This window comes from Streptomyces lomondensis (genome assembly GCF_014651035.1).
Taxonomy (GTDB): Bacteria; Actinomycetota; Actinomycetes; order Streptomycetales; family Streptomycetaceae; genus Streptomyces; species Streptomyces lomondensis.
Genome location: NZ_BMWC01000006.1, coordinates 383,366 through 400,293 on the forward strand (window position 1 = coordinate 383,366; position 16,928 = coordinate 400,293).

The following is a 16,928-nucleotide window of genomic DNA, read 5'->3' on the forward strand; positions in this document are numbered from 1 at the left end:
TCCCCTAGGGCCCTTCTGATGAATCTCCGCGGGGAAGGAGCGGCGTTCGGTGCGTGCGATCGGCGTGCGGGGCGGAGGGTCATGTGGCGGAGCCACCTGGCCCTCCGCCCCGTGCGGCATGGGGGTGCCCCCTGCTCGAGCGAAGCCGAGAGCTTGGGGGAGGGCGTGCCGGGCGTCGCGACGCCGCGGAGATCCATCAGAAGGGCCCTAGGTCGGGCAGGCGCGCCGGGTGCGGGCAGATGCGGTCGCCGTGCTGGTCGAAGACGAAGAGGTGGGCGAGGTCGACGAGGAGCGGTACCTGCATGCCGTGGCGGAGGGCCAGGTCCGGGGTGGTCCGGACGATCAGGTCGCCGGGCAGGCGGGGTTCGGGGCTCGTGAGGCCGGGTCGCGCGTCCTCGGGGTGGTCCAGGGCCACGACGGGTCCCGCCCGGCCGGCTCCGGTCCGCTCCCGCAGGCGGGTGAGGACCGAGCCCTCGCGGCGCCGCCGCCGGGCGGGACGGCCGGGGCGGGGGCGCGGGGCCTCCAGTTCGGGGACGACGGCCGGGCTGGAGCCGGTGTTGAAATGGACGAGGATCTCGTGCCCCTGGAACTCCACGTGCTCGACCAGGCCGGTGATCGGCACCTCGCCGGGCCGGGCGGCGGAGTGCTTGGCGATCCGGACGGCCTCCGAGCGCAGGCCCACGATGACCTCGCGGCCCTGCTGGACCCGCAGCAGCTGGTGGTCCAGCGAGAGCGGCTCGGGCAGCCGCAGGAACTGCTTGCCGAGGCTGATGGTCATCGCCCCGTCCAGCGGGGCCCGGACCAGGCCGCGCAGCAGGTTGATGCGCGGGGTGCCGATGAAGGCGGCGACGAAGACGTTGCTGGGCAGCGCGTAGACGACCCGCGGGCTGTCGACCTGCTGGAGCACGCCGCCGCGCAGCACGGCGACGCGGTCACCGAGCGACATGGCCTCGGCCTGGTCGTGGGTGACGTAGACCGTGGTGACGCCCAGCTCCCGGGTGAGCTGGGAGATCTCGGCGCGCAGATGGGTGCGGAGCTTGGCGTCGAGGTTGGACAGCGGCTCGTCCATGAGGAAGGCGGAGGGGTGGCGGGCGATGGCCCGGCCCATGGCGACCCGTTGGCGTTCGCCGCCGGAGAGCTGGGCGGGCAGGCGGTCGAGGAGATCCTCGATGCCGAGCATGCGGGCGGTGGCGTCGACGCGGGGCCGGGGATCGGTGCCCGGGGCCTCGATGCGCAGCGGGAAGCCGATGTTGGCCCGGCTGGTCATGTTCGGGTAGAGGGCGAAGTTCTGGAAGACCATCGCCATGTCCCGCGCGGACGGCGGCAGGTCGTTGGCGTGCTCGCCGTCGAGCAGCAGATCGCCCTCGTCGATCTCCTCCAGGCCGGCGATCATCCTGAGCACGGTCGACTTGCCGCAGCCGGACGGGCCGAGCAGCACGAGGAACTCGCCGGGCGCGATGTCCAGTGACAGCCGGTCCACCACGCGGGCTCCTCGCGTGTAGGCCTTGCTCACGTCGTGCAGGGAGATGGCGCGTGTCATGAGGGGCCCCCGAGGGGTCATCAGGGCGCTGGTGCTCCGCGGTCGGAAGCCCCATGCGGGTCGTACGGGGCTGTGGGTCACGGAAGTTAACGGAATGTGCGCGGCCTGGGGAAGACACGGGGCGGGATCAGGTGCTCCGGTCCATCTGGTGAGAAGGCGGACGACCTGATTCGGCCAGGGGCGGCCCGCCTCGGCGGTCAGCGGATGCCGGTGAGGTGGGCGAAGACCACGACGTTCCCGGAGTAGCCCTTCCGGCGGTCGTAGCTGCCGCCGCAGGTGATCAGGCGCAGCTCGGGGCGGCCCCGGGCGCCGTACACCTCCTGGCTCGGGAAGTGCGCCTTCTCGTACGACTTGACCTTGTCCACGGTGTAGACGGCGATCCGCCCGTCGGCGCGGCGGGCCTTGACGATGCGGCCTCGCTTCAGCTCGGTCAGCCCCGCGAAGACGGCGGGCCCGCTGTCGGTGTCGAGATGCCCGACGGCCACGGCGGTGCCCTGCCCGCCGGGCGAGGCGCCGTTCCGGTACCAGCCGACCAGCTTCGGATCGTCCTCCGGGGGCGCGGTGAGCCGGTGTTCGCGGTCCAGGCCCAGGTCCATGACCGGGGCGTCGACGCGGAGGTAGGGGATGAGCAGGCGGGTGGCGCGGGAGTGGGGCAGGGGGCGGAGGGCGGGCGGGGTGCGGGGCTTCCGGGTGGCCGGGGCCCGGGTGCCGGTGGCGGTGTGCGGCCGCTTGGGGGCGGCGGCCAGGGGTCGCGGGCGGGGGCGGGGGGCGTGGGCATCGGTCAGGGGCCCGGGGGTGGTGGGCCTGCGGGTGGTGGACGCCGCGGCACGGGACCGGGACCCGGGGGTGGGGGTCACGGCCGTAGGGCGTGCGGGGGTTCGGGACGCGCCCTTGGCGGGCCCGGGCGACCGGGAGGGCCCGGGCCGGGCGGCGGGCGGGGTACGACCGGATCCGGGCGGGAGGGAAGCGGGGGCGGCGCCGGAGCCGGGCGGCCGGGAAGTGGGGGCGGCACGGGAGCCGGGCGGCAGGGAAGTAGGGGCGGCACGGGAGCCGGGTGGCAGGGCAGCCGCATCCCTGCCGGGGCCACCCGGCAGCGCGGCCGTACCGCTGCCGGAGCCGTCCGGCAGCCCGGCCCTACCAGTGCCGGAGCCGTCCGGCATTGCCGCCATGCCGGTACCGGAGCCACCCCGCACGGCGGCCATGCCAGTGCCGGAGCCACCCGGCAGCCCGGCCGTACCGCTGCCGGAGCCACCCCGCACGGCGGCCGTACCGGAGCCGTCCGGTACGGCGGCCGCGGCGACCCCGGCGGGGTCGTGCGGGAGAGCCGTGACCGTTGTGCTGGGCTCCTCGCCCCGGTCCCACCAGACACCGACCGCCAGCAGCGACACGGCCAGCACGATCGTCCGCGTCAGCCGGTAGCCACGCGTCCGGTACCAGGGCCTGCGCGACCGCCGGGGCCACGCAGCGGGGCCGCCGCCGGCCGCAGCCGTACGCCCCGCCGGAACCACGCCTGAACCGCCGCCGGCCGCAGCCGTACGCCGCCCCGCCGGGACCGCGCCTGTACCGCGAGCGGCCCCACGCCGAACCACCGGGGCACCAGCCCCGACCCGGCGCCGAGCCGGCGTGGCGGCAACCGACCCGGAACCGGCCGCAGGCCGCCCCACCGGGACAGCGCCCGAACCGGCCCCACCGAAGACCCGCTGGAGCGACTCCTGCGGGCTGCGGCCCCCGCGCCGAACCACCGCCTCCGCCCCGAAACCGGCCGCAACGCCCCCCAGACCCACCGGGTTGGCGACCGGACCGAAGCCGGACCCAGCCCCGCGTCGGACGACCGAGGCGGCGCCACCACCGGAACGCCCGGAACCGGACCCGCGCCGCCCCACCGACGGGGTCCCGGAGCCGGCGTCACCCCGCCCCGCGGCCCCCGCCCCGGACTCGCGCCGCCCCACCGGAGCGGCGCGATACGCGGAACGCGGCCTACGCGGCGCCATCGGGGCGGCGACGGAGCCGGAACCAGACCGTCCCGGCGACGGCGGCCAGCCCGACCGCCGCCGCGCCGGCGACCGGCGTGAAGGCCTCGCCGCGGGCGATGCCGCCACCGCCCGCCGGCGGACCGCCGACCGGCGTCGTCGGCTTGGAGGTCGGGCAGTCGACCTTGAACACCTTGAACTTGCCGGCGCCGTGGGCCTGGTCGGTGAGCCAGGTGAGCTTGTACTGCCCGTTGGGCAGGTCCACGGCCTCGGTGCGGCCCTTGCCGGTCCGGTCGGCGGTGAACGTGCCGGTGCGGGTGGCCCCGCCCGGGACCTCGGGCTGGGTCTGGATGGTCCAGTTGACTTTCTCGCCCGGATCGAAGTTGAACGCGGCGAGGTAGAAGTCGCAGACCTTCGGGTCGTTGCGCTGGTCGTCGGCTCGCGTCGTGCTGGCGTGGATCTTGACGTCTCCGTTGTCCCCCGGGACAGGTTGGGCGACGGCGGGCACACCGCTCAGGGTGGTCCCTGCGAGGGTGAGAGCGGCGAGGACGGCGGTGCGGGTGCCGGCACGGCGCGCGAGGGGTACGACGGGCATGAAGATGCCTCCAAGTCAGATGATTTTCATACAAACACCGTCACCTGACTCTCTGTCACCTCACCGCCGAAAGGCCCGCAGCCCCGCCCTACGACACGTCAGATATCGCTCTTCCGGCGCAGCGCCACCCCGCGCCCACGCGCTTTCGGCACCCTTGGTGCCCCCTCTCCGCCCGCCTCCTCCGGCTCCCTCGGTGCCGCCTTTCCTCCCGCCTCCTCCGGCTCCCTCGGTGCCGCCTTTCCTCCCGCCTCCTCCGGCTCCCTCCGCGACCGCACCGCGACCCCGGAGGACACCAGCAACAGCACGCCCAGCATCACGAACGGCGCCGCCACACCCGCGACCCCGGCGATCAGCCCGGCCGCGGCGGGTGCCGCGACCTGGCCCAGCCGGTTGCCGGTCAGCCGCAGCGCGAGGGCCGTGGAACGGGCGTCGTCCGGGGCGGCCTGGACGACCGTGGTCATGGACAGCGGCTGCCCGACGCCGAGGCAGAAGCCGAGCAGGACCAGCAGCAAGGCGAGCGCCCACACCGGCACCGGCAGGGCGATGCCCGCGCACAGCACCGCCGCCAGCAGACAGGTCACGGTCAGCAGCAGGGTCCGGCCGAGCAGCCGCAGCAGGGGCGTCAGCACCAGGCGGCAGGCGATCGTGGCGGCCGCGCGCAGGCTGAGCAGGACGCCGATCACGGACGGCGCGATGCCCCGGTGCTCCCCGACCACCGGGAGGTAGGCGGTGAGGATGTCGGTCGCGGACAGCACGGCGAGGCTGATGAAGATGCCCGCGGGCACGCCCCGGGTGCGCAGGATGCCCCGGACCGGTACCCGGTCGCCCTTGCCCGCGCGGGACGTGGCCGCCGTACGACGGTGCTCGATGCGCCACAGCGAGGTGAAGGCGACCGCCGCGGTCCCGCCCGCCACGATCAGGGCGAGCGCGCTGGTGCCCACCCTGTCCGCGCCGCCGATCAGCGCGCCCGCGATGATGGGGCCGACCAGCTGGCCGAGCGCGGCGCCGATGGTGAAGTGGCCGAAGTTGCGATCCTGTTCGTGCGGTTCGGACTGCCGGGCGACGAGCGACTGGGAGCCGATGACGAAGCAGAGGTGGCCGAGGCCCATCACCCCGCTCCACAGCGCCATCGCCCACAGCGAGTTCGCGACGCCGCTCAGCGCGCAGCCGCCGGAGATCAGGACCACGCCGAACGGCAGCAGGGGCGCGCAGCGGCCGTGGTCGGTGCGGCGGCCCAGGGGGACGGCGGCGAACAGCGGCAGCAGCGCGTACACACCGGCGATCACACCGACCGCCCGCTCGTCCGCGCCCAGCGCGAGGGCCCGGTAGGAGACGGCGGGCCGGGCCATCGACACCGCCCCCTGCGCGAAGCTGAAGGCGATGACGAGGCGGAGCAGCCAGCCGCGGTACCCACCGGGCCTCACGATGTCCTCCATGGAGAGTCGGACGAGCGGTCAGATGATGCCGAAGAGCATGCCCGCCCCGAGGATGACGAGACAGGTGAGGGCGGCCCACTTCACGACGAACTTCGTGTGGTCGCCGAACTCCACCTTGGCCATGCCGACCAGGACGTAGACGGCCGGGACGAGCGGGCTGGACATGTGCAGCGGCTGGCCGACCAGGGAGGCGCGGGCCATCTCCAGCGGGGAGACGCCGTGCGCGGCACCGGCCTCGGCGAGGACCGGCAGGACGCCGAAGTAGAAGCCGTCGTTCGACATGAAGTAGGTGAGCGGGAGGCTGAGGATGCCGGTGACCAGGGCCATGTGCGGGCCCATGCTGCCGGGGATGACGTCCACCATCCACTTGGCCATGTGGTCGACCATGCCGGTGCCCTGGAGGACGCCGGTGAAGACGGCGGCGGCGAAGACCATGCCGGAGACGTTCAGGACGTTGTCGGCGTGGGCGGCCAGGCGGGCCTTCTGGTCGGGGATGTGCGGGAAGTTCACCGACAGGGCGAGCGCGGCGCCGAGCAGGAACAGCACCGGGATCGGCAGCAGCTCCATGATCATGGCCGTCAGCAGGGCGACCGTGAGGAGCGCGTTGAACCAGTAGAGCTTGGGGCGCAGGGTGGAGCGGTCCGGGTCGAGGACCTGGAAGCCGTCGTCGTCAGAGTCCCCGGAGTCCCCGGAGTTGTCCGCAGCGTCGGTGCCGGAGCCCGCGCCGCCCGTGGCACCCGTGCCGGCCGTGGCGCCCTTGCGCATCGAGACCTTGCCGTCGCCGGAGCCGCCGGCGCCCACGAGGACCGTCTCGGTCTCCTTCTCCGCCTCCAGCACCTCGTCCAGCGTCAGCACGCCCAGCCGCCGGCGCTCGCGCACACCGAGGACGTAGGACAGGACGAAGACGAAGAGCAGGCCGACCAGGAGCGCCGGGATCATCGGGACGAAGATGTCGCTGGCGTCGAGCTTGAGCGCGGTCGCGGCGCGCGCGGTCGGGCCGCCCCAGGGGAGGGTGTTCATCACGCCGTTGGCCATGGCGGCGACACCGGTCATGATGACCAGGCTCATCTTCAGGCGCTTGTACAGCGGGTACATCGCCGAGACGGTGATCATGAAGGTGGTGGAGCCGTCGCCGTCGAGCGACACGATCGCGGCGAGCACGGCGGTGCCGACGACGATCCGCATCGGGTCGGCTTTGCAGAACTTGAGGATGCCGCGGACGATCGGGTCGAAGAGACCGACATCGATCATCACGCCGAAGTAGACGATCGCGAACATGAGCATCGCCGCGGTGGGGGCGAGGCTGGTCACGCCGTCGATGACGTAGTCGCCGAGGTGGGCGCCCTTGCCGACGAACACGCAGAACAGCGCGGGAATCAGCACGAGCGCCGCGATCGGCGACATCTTCTTCATCATGATCAGGACCAGGAAGGTCGCGATCATGGCGAAGCCGAGGATGGTCAGCATGAGTGGATACCTAACGTTCGCCCTTGAACATCCCACCAGGGCCGGCGGTGTCCGAGACGTTAGGTCCCGTCAAGCAGCGTTAACAAGACGTTGACGTGCGAGCAATAAGCGCAAAACTGCTGGTCACAGCTTTGCTCAGGTCAGAGCGGTGAGCTTTTCGGTCATCGCGGGGCCTCCCGGGGCGGTCACGGGGGCGACCTCGACGGGCACTCCGTTGAGGACCGCGTTGCCCGAGAGCGGGTCGAGGAGGCGGCCGTCGAGGAGCTGGTTGACGTTGACGCCGGGGTCGGTGGCGGCGTGGCGGAGGCGGGTGCCGGGGCGGTCGTGGCCCCAGCCGTGCGGCAGGCTCACCACACCCCGGCGGACCGTGTCCGTGACCTCGGCCGGCGCGGTCACCTCTCCCCCGGCGCCCTTCACGCGCACGGGTGCCCCGTCCTCGACGCCCAGCCGTTCGGCGTCCTCGGGGTGGATGTGCAGGGTGCAGCGGTTGGAGCCGCCGGTCAGGGCGGGCACGTTGTGCATCCAGCTGTTGTTCGAGCGCAGGTGGCGGCGGCCGACCAGGACGAGCCCCGCGGGGCGTTCGGCCAGGGCCGCACGCAGACGGGGCAGGTCGTCGGCGATCGGCCCCGGCAGCAGCTCCACCTCACCGCTCCTGGTCTTCAGCGGCTGCGGCAGGCGGGGCTTGAGCGGGCCGAGGTCGATGCCGTGCGGATGCGCGAGCAGTTTCTCGAGGCTGAGCCCGTCCGGTCGTACGCCGAAGCCGTCGCCGTAGGGGCCGAGGCGGAGCATCATGTCGAGCCGGCGCTCGGGGCCGTTGTCGCCGGTGAGCCGCGCGGCGAGCTCTCGGGGATCCCGGCCGTGCACGGGCGAGTGCGGTTCCTTGACGGCCTTGCCGAGGGTCTGGTCGATGACCAGCTGGTCGACGGCGGCGGGGTCGGCCCCGTGCATGCCTGTCGCCGCCAGGGTCAGCCGGGCGAGGATCTCCGTCTCCGCCATGCGGCCCGGCTCCAGCGGGATCGCGGGGCGGGTGTAGCGGACCTGGTTGCGTACGGCGAGGGTGTTGAAGGCGAAGTCGTGGTGCGGGCTCTGGGAGGGCGGCGGCGGGGGCAGGACCACGTGGGCGTGGCGGGAGGTCTCGTTGAGGTACGGGTCGACGCTGACCATGAAGTCGAGCGAGTCGAGCGCCTTGTCGAGCCGGTCGCCGTCGGGTGCGGAGAGCACGGGGTTGGCGGCGACGGCGATCAGCGCGCGGACCGGCTCGCCCTCCTCGGTGGCGGTGTCGATCTCCTCGGCGAGGGCGGAGAGGGGCAGTTCGCCCTTCGCCTCCGGATGCCGGCTCACCCGGGAGTGCCAGCGCCCGAGGGCGAAGCCCCGGCCGGGTCCGGCGGGGCGCGGGGTCCTGTCGGTGGCGGCCTGCGGGAAGAGCGCGCCGCCGGGCCGGTCGAGGTTGCCGGTGAGGATGTTCAGCACGTCGACGAGCCAGCTGGCGAGGGTGCCGTGCGGGACGGTGCAGCTGCCGATGCGGCCGTAGACGGCGGCGGTGGGGGCGGCGGCGAGGTCGCGGGCGAGGGCGCGGATGACGCCGGGCTCGACGTCACAGGCCTCGGCGACCGCCTCGGGGGTGAACTCCCGCAGCGCGTCGGACAGTTCCTCGACGCCCTGGACGTGCGGGGTCGGCTCGACGAGGCCCTCGTCGAAGAGCACGCGGGCCATCGCCGCCAGCAGCAGCGCGTCGGTGCCGGGCCGGACGGCGAGGTGCCGGTCGGCGAGTTTGGCGGTGCGGGTGCGCCGCGGGTCGATCACGACGAGGGTGCCGCCGCGGGCCTTGAGGGCCTTCAGCTTGCCGGGGAAGTCGGGGGCGGTGCACAGACTGCCGTTGGACTCCAGCGGGTTGGCGCCGATGAGGATCAGATGGTCCGTGTGGTCGAGGTCGGGCACGGGGATGGCGTTGGCGTCGCCGTAGAGCAGTCCGCTGGAGACGTGCTTGGGCATCTGGTCGACCGTGGAGGCGGTGAAGATGCTGCGCGTGCCGAGCCCGGCGAGCAGCACCGGCGGGTAGAGGGCACCGGCCATGGTGTGCACGTTGGGGTTGCCGAGGACGACGCCGACGGCGTTCGGGCCGTAGCGCTCCACGACCGGCCGGATGCCGGCGGCGACCGCGTCGAAGGCCTCTTCCCAGGTGGCCTCGCGCAGTTCGCCGTCCCTGCGCACGAGCGGCGTGCGCAGCCGGTCGGGGTCGGAGTCGACGGCCCCGAAGGAGGCGCCCTTGGGGCAGATGAACCCCTGGCTGAAGACGTCGTCGCGGTCACCGCGGGCGTGGGTGACGCGCGTCCCGTCGATGGTGAGGGTCAGGCCGCAGGTGGCCTCGCACAGGGGGCAGATGCGCAGAGCGGTGCGGGACACGGGTCCTCCCGGCGGCGGCGGCAGCGGTGACGCGCGGACCCACCCGAGCATACCGACCGGTATGCACGGAGGGGAGCCCCTGTCGGCCGTGAGGTCAGTCGAGCACCCGGGCCAGATATCCGCGGAGCATCTCGCGGGCCTCCGCGATGATCTTCTGGTCGCCCTCCGGCGCGACCCGGAACGCCAGGTGCACGAGGGTGTCGGCGGTCTCCACGGCGATCAGGAACACCCGGCGCAGCTCTTCGTCGGGTTCGCGGTCGAGGTGGCCGGCGAGGAGTTCGGTGAGGCGGTCGGCGACGCGGTGGTTGGGTTCGGCGTGCCGGGAGCCGACCGGGATCTGGTTGCCGAAGTCGACCAGGGAGAAGCCGGGTGCGGTGCGCTTCATCTCCAGGTACTCGTCGAGCACGGCGTCCAGGACGTCGCGCCAGCTCCCGTCACCGGCCTCCCGCAGGCGCTCGGTGACGCGTGCGGAGTACCGCTCCAGGTTGCGCTGGGCCAGCGCGTCCACCATCTGGCGCTTGTTGCCGAAGAAGCGGTAGACCGAGCCGATGGGGACACCGGCGCGCTGGGCGACGGCACGGGTGCTCAGCTCGTCGTAGCCGACCTCGTCGAGGAGGTCGGCGCAGGCGTCGAGGATCCTGGTCAGGCGTTCGGCACTGCGCCGCTGTACGGGCGCACGACGGAGCGATGTCGCGTGGGGCACGGGCTTCATGATGCCTCTCCGGCTCGGCCCGGTGAACCTCGCCCCCCGGACTGCGACCGGGTGACCGTCGCCTGCGTCCGCGCCTTGCGCCGGCCGGCCGCGCTCGGCGGCGCGCCCGGGCCGGGCTTCGACGCGGTGACGTCGGCCGCGCTCTCCACGGGCCTGCCGTCCACCGCCCACACCGTGCCGTCATCGGCGTAGAGGCGGGCCGTGACCTGGTGCGTGCCACGCGGGACGAGGCGGGCGGCCAGCCGGTACCCGGGGGTGCGGAGCCGGGCGACGAGGCGGCCGTCGACGTAGAGGTGCGCGAGGCCGCGCCCGGCCACCGCCTTCGCCGCCGTGCCGGCCGGCGAGAAGCGGAAGTTCCGCACGGCCAGGCGTATGCCCCAGCCGCCGGCCGCGTCGGGCTGCACCTCGACACGGACGTCGGGGACGCCCTCCCACGCCACCTCGCGGTAGGGCCGCCCGTCCTTGTCCCGGTCCTCCAGAAGCCTGCCCACCGGGGTGGGCGACGCCCCGCCCTCCCGCGCATCACCGGAGCCGCAGCCCGCGGATCCGGCCAGGAGGAGGACGCAGACCGCGAGCACGGCACAGGGTCTCCATGTCCACGACATGCCCGGGAGCGTAGAACACCTGTCCGGCCCGGCGGATCGTCCCCAGGTCGGGTTCAGGTCATCCGTCGGGAGGAGGGCCCGTGTCCCTCTTGCGCTGGGGAAATCGCAATCCTACGGTACTGCATAGGAATCGGACCTCAAGGGAGTTGCGATCATGGGCGATGGGGGTACCTCCCGCGCGAGCGGGTTCGAGCGTGGGGGAGCGCGGAAGACCGCCGAAGGGCTGACCTACCTCTCCGGCTTCGGCAACGAGCACAGCTCCGAGGCCGTCCCGGGCGCACTGCCCGAGGGCCGCAACTCGCCGCAGCTGGCCCCGCTCGGGCTGTACGCGGAACAGCTGAGCGGTACGGCCTTCACCGAGCCGCGGGCCCACAACCGCCGCTCGTGGCTGTACCGGATCCGCCCCTCGGCCGCGCACCCGGCGTTCACCCGGACCCACAACGGCTCGATCCGCACCGCCCCCTTCACCCAGACCGTGCCGGACCCCAACCGGCTGCGCTGGAACCCCCTGCCCGACCCGGCGCCCGAGACCGACTTCCTGGCCGGCCTGTGGACCCTGGGCGGCAACGGCGACGCCACCCAGCGCACCGGCATCGCCATCCACCTCTACACCGCCAACGCCTCCATGGAGCGGGTGTTCAGCGACGCCGACGGCGAGCTGCTGATCGTCCCGGAGCGCGGCGGGCTGCTGCTGCGCACGGAGTTCGGTCTGCTCCATGTGGAGCCGGGACATATGGCGCTGATTCCGCGTGGTGTCCGCTTCCGTGTGGAGATCCTGGACGAGTCCGCCCGCGGCTATGTGTGCGAGAACTACGGCGCGCCCTTCCGCCTCCCCGACCTGGGCCCGATCGGCGCCAACGGCCTCGCCAACCCGAGGGATTTCCGCGCCCCGGTCGCCGCGTACGAGCACGTCGAGGGCCCGGTGGAGGTGGTGAACAAGTTCTGCGGCAACCTGTGGACGGCCACCTACGACCACTCCCCGCTCGACGTCGTCGCCTGGCACGGCAACCATGTGCCGTACATCTACGACCTGCGCCGCTTCAATGTGCTCGGCACCATCAGCTACGACCACCCGGACCCGTCGATCTTCACGGTGCTGACGTCCCCGTCGGACACTCCCGGCCTGGCCGGTGTCGACTTCGTCGTGTTCGCGCCGCGCTGGCTGGTGGGCGAGGACACCTTCCGCCCGCCGTACTTCCACCGGAACGTGATGAGCGAGTACATGGGCCTCATCGAGGGCGCGTACGACGCCAAGACCGCCGGGAAGGGGGGATTCGTGCCGGGCGGCGGCTCGCTGCACAACATGATGTCGGCGCACGGCCCGGACCGGGAGACGTTCGACCGGGCGAGCGCCGCCGAGCTGAAGCCGCAGAAGATCGACGACGGCCTGGCGTTCATGTTCGAGACGCGCTGGCCGCTCACCCTCACCCCGCATGCGGCCCGGGCGGAACACCTCCAGCAGCGCTACGACGACGTCTGGCAGGGCCTGGAGCGGCACTTCAGCCCCTTGCACTGATCATTTCCTACCGGTACGGATGGCCCGTGACCTCCTTCGCCCCGGACTCGATCGTCCTGAACCGCAAGCTGCCGCTCTGGTACCAGGTGTCGCAGTCGCTGCGCGCCTCGATCCTCGGCCGCTCGCCCCAGGACCCGCTGCGCCTGCCCACCGAGGAGCAGCTGGCCGGGCACTACGGCGTGAGCGTGCTGACCATGCGGCAGGCGCTGAAGGAGCTGGAGGACGAGGGGCTGATCTCGCGCCACCGGCGGCGGGGCACGTTCATCGAGCCGGACGCGCGCCGGGGCTCCCCGGTCCGCCTGCTCGGCTCGGTGGACGCGATCGTGGCCCAGCAGTCCGGGATGACGACGGAACTGCTGGACCACGGCACGGCGCCCGTGCCGGGTGAACTCGCCGAGTTCTTCCCGGAGGTGGCGGAGGTCGCGACGTACCACCGGCTGCGCAGCGACGAGAAGACCGGCGAGCCGACGAACCACGCACGGAACTACCTCCGTCCCGAACTGGCCGCGCGGATCGACCTGGACGACCTCGTGCGGTGGCCGATGACCAAGGTGCTGCGCGATGTGGTGGGGGCGGACATCAGCCGCATCACGGACACGGTGGAGGCGCGGCTGGCCGACCCGGAGACGGCTCGGTTGCTCCAAGTGCCGCTGCTGAGCCCGATCCTGCACTACACGGGCATCACGTATGACGCCGAGGGGCGGCCCCTGGATGTGGCCGTCATCCACTACCGGGGGGACCGGTTCTCCTTCACCGTCACCTTGGACGCCACGTGAGCGCTGCGGGCCGGTGGGGGCTGGTCGCGCCGTTCCCCGCGCCCCTATGGGGCGCCGGATACGTCGTACGATGCGGGGCGTGACGCACGACGACGCTCCGCTGCTGGCGGACCTCATGCCGTGGTCCGTCGCACCGCCGCGGCTCGGCCGGGGCTGGCCGGCGGCCCCCGACGCGGCGTCCCTGAAGGCCCGCTGGGACGCCTTGGTGAAGGCCGAGGGGCCCGACCGCGAGACCCTCTTCGAGCCGAGCCGCTCGCGCACGCTGCACACGGGGGTCGGCCAGCTGCCCGGCCAGTCCGGCGGCGGCACGGAGAAGCTGGTGCGCGCCTCGGGCCCGTGCCCGGAGCCGGTGCGCGTGCTGTACGCGCCCTTCGACGAGCAGTGGCTGATCCCCGACCAGCGGCTGATCGACGCGGCCCGCCCGGAGCTGTGGCGGGTGGCGGACGAGCGGCAGGTCTTCCTGGTGGAAGCGCCCGAGACCCTGCTGGCCACCTCGCTGCTCCCGCTGCTCCGCCCCGGCCGCGTCCGCCCCCTGTTCCGGCGCCCGGGCGCCCGGGAACCGAACCTGGCCCCCGGCCTGCTGGAGCACCTGGGCGCCCGCCTGGGCAGCACGCCCACGCCGCTCGACGTCCTGGCCTGGATCACGGCCACGGCCCGCCCGGACCTCACCGTCCCGCTCACCGGCGACGCCGACGAGTGGGAGCGGGGCCTGGAGCTGGGCCACCGGCTGCTGTGGCTGATGCGCCGTAACGGGGAACGCCCGAAACTCCCCGGTGGCCGCCGCCCCTACGTCCGCGCCCCGCTTCCGTCCCGGCCCCTGACCGTGCGCTACGACCGGGACGAGGAGGCGCTGTTCCTGAACGAGGGCCGCATCTCCCCGGTGCCGCCGGAGGCCTGGGACTTCGAGGCGGGCGGGGTCCGCGTCCTGGAGCAGTGGTTCGCGGCCCGCGTCACCGAGCCGGAGCCGGGCACCCTGGCGGCGATCCGCCCGACCGTCTGGCCGCAGGCCTGGACGTCGGAGCTGCTGGAGCTGATCACGGTCCTGGCGCTGCTGGCCGAACTGCGCCCCCTGGAGGAGCCGGCGCTCCCCGACCCGGTCACCACGGCCGAGCTGACCAAGGCGGGCGTGCTCCCCGTGCCGGCCGCGGCCCGCCGCCCGGCCTCGGTCCTGGACGGCCCCGAGGAGGGCCCGGAGGGGCAACTCGCCCTGCTCTAGGGCTTCTTGCGAAAGTCCGGGTCGAAGGCGTCCAGGACCCGTTCCAGCGCCCGCCGGAACACCGCCTCCAGGTCGACCGGGCCGCTCTGCTCCATGAAGGCCGCGGCCAGGCGCGGATAGGCGCCGGTGGCCACCTGGCTGCCCAGATAGGCCATGCGGACCGCGTTCTCCTCCGCCACGGACCACGGCATGGCGCGGGTGCGCTCGACGGTCGCGATGTCGTTCGCGGTGTACGTCGTCACGACGCCGTTGAGCAGCGCGATCAGCTCCGTCTTGGTGCCGGCCGGAACGTCGAGCGGTTCGAGGCAGGCCAGGCAGTGCTCCAGGTAGCGCAGGGTGTTGGGGCTGAAGCCGTACACCCCTGCCATCAGGCGGGGCGCCCAGGTGTGGCGGCGCATGATGGCGCGCGTGTCCTCCGCGTTGCGGAGCATGTCGGCGCGCCAGTCGCCCGTGGGCTCGAACAGCTCGTGCTCGGCGCCGATGGCGTCGATCATCAGCTCGTACAGGTCCTCCTTGCGGGGGACGTAGTTGTACAGCGACATCGTGCCGCAGCCCAGCTCCGCGGCGACATGCCGCATGGACACCGCGTCCAGCCCCCGCTCGTCCGCGATCCGCACCGCCGCCGCCGCGATGTCGGCGCGGGTGAACGCCGGTTTCGGCCCACGGCCGGTGCGCTCGGGGCGCGCCCAGATCACTTCGGGTACGGCCGCTCGGCCCGCCATCGGTCATCACCTCGGCCACCATCCTAGTTACGTACAGCGTACGTAGTGCGCTATGGTCGCACCATGACTTCTACGTACGCTGTACTTAGTGAGGGTCTCGAAAAGCGGTTCGGGGAGGTCCACGCCCTGCGCGGACTGGACCTGGCGGTCGCCGAGGGGACGGTGTGCGGGGTCCTCGGGCCGAACGGGGCGGGGAAGACCACGGCCGTACGGCTGCTGACCACGCTGCTGCGGCCGGACGCGGGCTCCGCCCGGGTCGCCGGGCACGACCTCGTCCGCGAGGCCGCCGCCGTACGGAGCCGGATCGCGGTCACCGGGCAGGACACCTCCATCGACGGGGACCTCACCGGACGGCAGAACCTCCAGCTGTTCGGCCGGCTGCACCGGGTACGCGGCCCGGCCGGCCGGACCACCGAGCTCCTCGACCGCTTCGGCCTGACGGAGGCCGCCGACCGGCCCGCCGCCACCTACTCCGGCGGCATGCGCCGCCGCCTCGACCTCGCGGCGAGCCTGATCCGCCGCCCCGACGTGCTGTTCCTGGACGAGCCGACGACCGGTCTCGACCCGGCCAGCCGCAATCTCATCTGGGACGCGGTGCGCGGCCTGGCCGCCGAGGGCACGACCGTGCTGCTCACCACGCAGTACCTGGAGGAGGCCGACCGGCTCGCCGGCGACATCGTCCTGGTGGACCGGGGCCGGGTCGCGCACACCGGCTCGCCGGCCCAGCTCAAGGCGCTGGTCGGAGCGCACGCGGAGGTCGTGGTGGCCCACCCGGACGTGCTCACGAAGGCCGCGGCCGTCCTCGACCGGCTCACGGGCGGGCAGCCGTCGTTCGACCACGACCGGAACGCCGTGGGCGTGGTCAGCAAGGACCCCACGCTCACCCTGCCGCTGCTGGTACGCGCCCTGGACTCGGCGGGCGTGCCGCTGCTCGACGCGAGCCTGCGGCCCCCGACCCTCGACGACGTGTTCCTGCGCCTCACCGAAACCGACACCACCGACGAAGTGAAGGAGCGTGCCGCATGAGCATGCTGGCGTACGACGGGACCGCGATGCTGGGCCGCCAGCTGCTGCGGATGCGGAACAACCCGGGCCTGCTGATCCTCACTCAGACGATGCCGGTCAGCATGCTGCTGTTCTTCGGCTACGTCTTCGGCAGCGCCCTGGCGATGCCGGGCGAGGCCTACCGCTCGTTCCTCGTGCCGGGCCTGCTGGCGGCGACCGCCGCGGGCGGGATCATGACCGGGATGTTCCAGGCGGCCCAGGACACGCACCGGGGCGTGGCGAACCGTTTCCGTACGCTGCCGATGAGCCGGGCCGCCGTACCGCTCGGGCAGGCCGCCGCCGACGTGGTGGTCACGGCAGCCGGGACCGTGCCGTTCCTGCTGGTGGGGTTCGCGGTGGGCTGGCGGGTCGAGGGGGGTCCGCTCGAAGCGGTGGGGGCTTTCGGGCTGTTGCTGCTGTTCCGCTTCGCGTGCACCTGGGCCGGGATCTACCTCGGCCTGCTCACCCGGAACGAGGAGGCGGCCGGTCAGCTCGGCGGGGCGACGTTCCTGCTGCCGCTGCTGTCCAGCGCGTACATCCCGACGAGCGGGCTGCCGGGCTGGCTGCGGACGGTCGCGGAGTGGAATCCGATCAGCGCCGTGACGACGGCCCTGCGGGATCTCTTCGGCAACGCGCCGGTGCCGGACGGGGCGGCCTGGCCGGTGGCCCACCCCGTCGCGGGGTCGCTCCTGTGGTGCGCCGTACTGCTCGGGGTGTTCGTACCGCTGGCCGTGCGTCAGTACGCGCACGGGGAGCGGTGAACGGGCGGTTCGGACACCCGGGCCGCGCGAAGCCCCCGGTCACTGCCGGGCGGGGATGAGGCACCGACAGGGGGCGTACCGCGCTCGGGAACACACCTGGCGCCGCTGCGTGCCGCGGGGATGACGGACGACGAGTGCGCAGCGTGCACTGGTGGCGGTGTGACC

14 protein-coding genes are annotated in these 16,928 nt (G+C 73.3%); 5 read left to right on the plus strand and 9 right to left on the minus strand.

Annotated features, from left to right (window positions below):
* Nucleotides 1-196: 196 nt before the first annotated feature.
* The 8 genes from IE255_RS22570 to IE255_RS22605 form a co-directional block, all read right to left on the minus strand.
* On the minus strand, nt 197-1,540 hold the full coding sequence (locus IE255_RS22570) for an ABC transporter ATP-binding protein (protein WP_190052166.1): 1,344 nt from the start codon (nt 1,538-1,540) through the stop codon (nt 197-199).
* Between the two features lie 197 nt (nt 1,541-1,737).
* Nucleotides 1,738-2,928, minus strand: a complete 1,191-nt coding sequence (locus IE255_RS40180; RefSeq protein ID WP_308433986.1) for a class F sortase — start codon at nt 2,926-2,928, stop codon at nt 1,738-1,740.
* Nucleotides 2,929-3,517: 589 nt separating this feature from the next.
* Nucleotides 3,518-4,105, minus strand: coding sequence for a hypothetical protein (locus tag IE255_RS22580; protein ID WP_190052167.1), 588 nt, complete (start codon nt 4,103-4,105; stop codon nt 3,518-3,520).
* 98 nt (nt 4,106-4,203) lie between these two features.
* Nucleotides 4,204-5,529, minus strand: a complete 1,326-nt coding sequence (locus IE255_RS22585; protein WP_190052168.1) for an MFS transporter — start codon at nt 5,527-5,529, stop codon at nt 4,204-4,206.
* Between the two features lie 30 nt (nt 5,530-5,559).
* Nucleotides 5,560-7,008, minus strand: a complete 1,449-nt coding sequence (locus tag IE255_RS22590; RefSeq protein ID WP_190052169.1) for a CitMHS family transporter — start codon at nt 7,006-7,008, stop codon at nt 5,560-5,562.
* A gap of 135 nt (nt 7,009-7,143) precedes the next feature.
* Nucleotides 7,144-9,411 (minus strand): molybdopterin oxidoreductase family protein, encoded by a 2,268-nt coding sequence (locus IE255_RS22595; protein ID WP_190052170.1) that lies wholly within the window; start codon nt 9,409-9,411, stop codon nt 7,144-7,146.
* Between the two features lie 94 nt (nt 9,412-9,505).
* Entirely contained in the window at nt 9,506-10,123 is a 618-nt protein-coding gene (locus tag IE255_RS22600; protein ID WP_190052171.1) for a TetR/AcrR family transcriptional regulator, read from the minus strand.
* Nucleotides 10,120-10,728 (minus strand): hypothetical protein, encoded by a 609-nt coding sequence (locus IE255_RS22605; RefSeq protein ID WP_190052172.1) that lies wholly within the window; start codon nt 10,726-10,728, stop codon nt 10,120-10,122. The genes IE255_RS22600 and IE255_RS22605 overlap by 4 nt, the downstream gene beginning before the upstream one ends.
* 154 nt (nt 10,729-10,882) lie before the next feature.
* Here IE255_RS22605 and hmgA point away from each other — a divergent pair, with 154 nt between their 5' ends.
* The 3 genes from hmgA (at nt 10,883) to IE255_RS22620 (ending at nt 14,236) form a co-directional block, all read left to right on the plus strand.
* The gene (gene hmgA / locus IE255_RS22610) at nt 10,883-12,244 is read left to right on the plus strand and encodes a homogentisate 1,2-dioxygenase (protein WP_190052173.1); all 1,362 of its coding nucleotides are present in this window, start codon (nt 10,883-10,885) and stop codon (nt 12,242-12,244) included.
* Between the two features lie 26 nt (nt 12,245-12,270).
* On the plus strand, nt 12,271-13,020 hold the full coding sequence (locus tag IE255_RS22615; RefSeq protein ID WP_190052174.1) for a GntR family transcriptional regulator: 750 nt from the start codon (nt 12,271-12,273) through the stop codon (nt 13,018-13,020).
* A 70-nt stretch (nt 13,021-13,090) separates the two neighbouring features.
* The gene (locus IE255_RS22620; RefSeq protein ID WP_190052175.1) at nt 13,091-14,236 is read left to right on the plus strand and encodes a type ISP restriction/modification enzyme; all 1,146 of its coding nucleotides are present in this window, start codon (nt 13,091-13,093) and stop codon (nt 14,234-14,236) included.
* Here IE255_RS22620 and IE255_RS22625 read toward each other — a convergent pair.
* The gene (locus IE255_RS22625) at nt 14,233-14,958 is read right to left on the minus strand and encodes a TetR/AcrR family transcriptional regulator (protein WP_190052176.1); all 726 of its coding nucleotides are present in this window, start codon (nt 14,956-14,958) and stop codon (nt 14,233-14,235) included. The genes IE255_RS22620 and IE255_RS22625 overlap by 4 nt on opposite strands.
* Before the next feature lie 63 nt (nt 14,959-15,021).
* On the opposite strand from IE255_RS22625, the gene IE255_RS22630 reads away from it, so the two are divergent.
* Both IE255_RS22630 and IE255_RS22635 read left to right on the plus strand, forming a co-directional pair.
* Nucleotides 15,022-15,984 (plus strand): ATP-binding cassette domain-containing protein, encoded by a 963-nt coding sequence (locus IE255_RS22630; RefSeq protein WP_190052177.1) that lies wholly within the window; start codon nt 15,022-15,024, stop codon nt 15,982-15,984.
* Nucleotides 15,981-16,763: an ABC transporter permease gene (locus IE255_RS22635; RefSeq protein ID WP_190052178.1), complete on the plus strand. Its 783-nt coding sequence runs from the start codon at nt 15,981-15,983 to the stop codon at nt 16,761-16,763. The genes IE255_RS22630 and IE255_RS22635 overlap by 4 nt, the downstream gene beginning before the upstream one ends.
* Nucleotides 16,764-16,928: the final 165 nt, after the last annotated feature.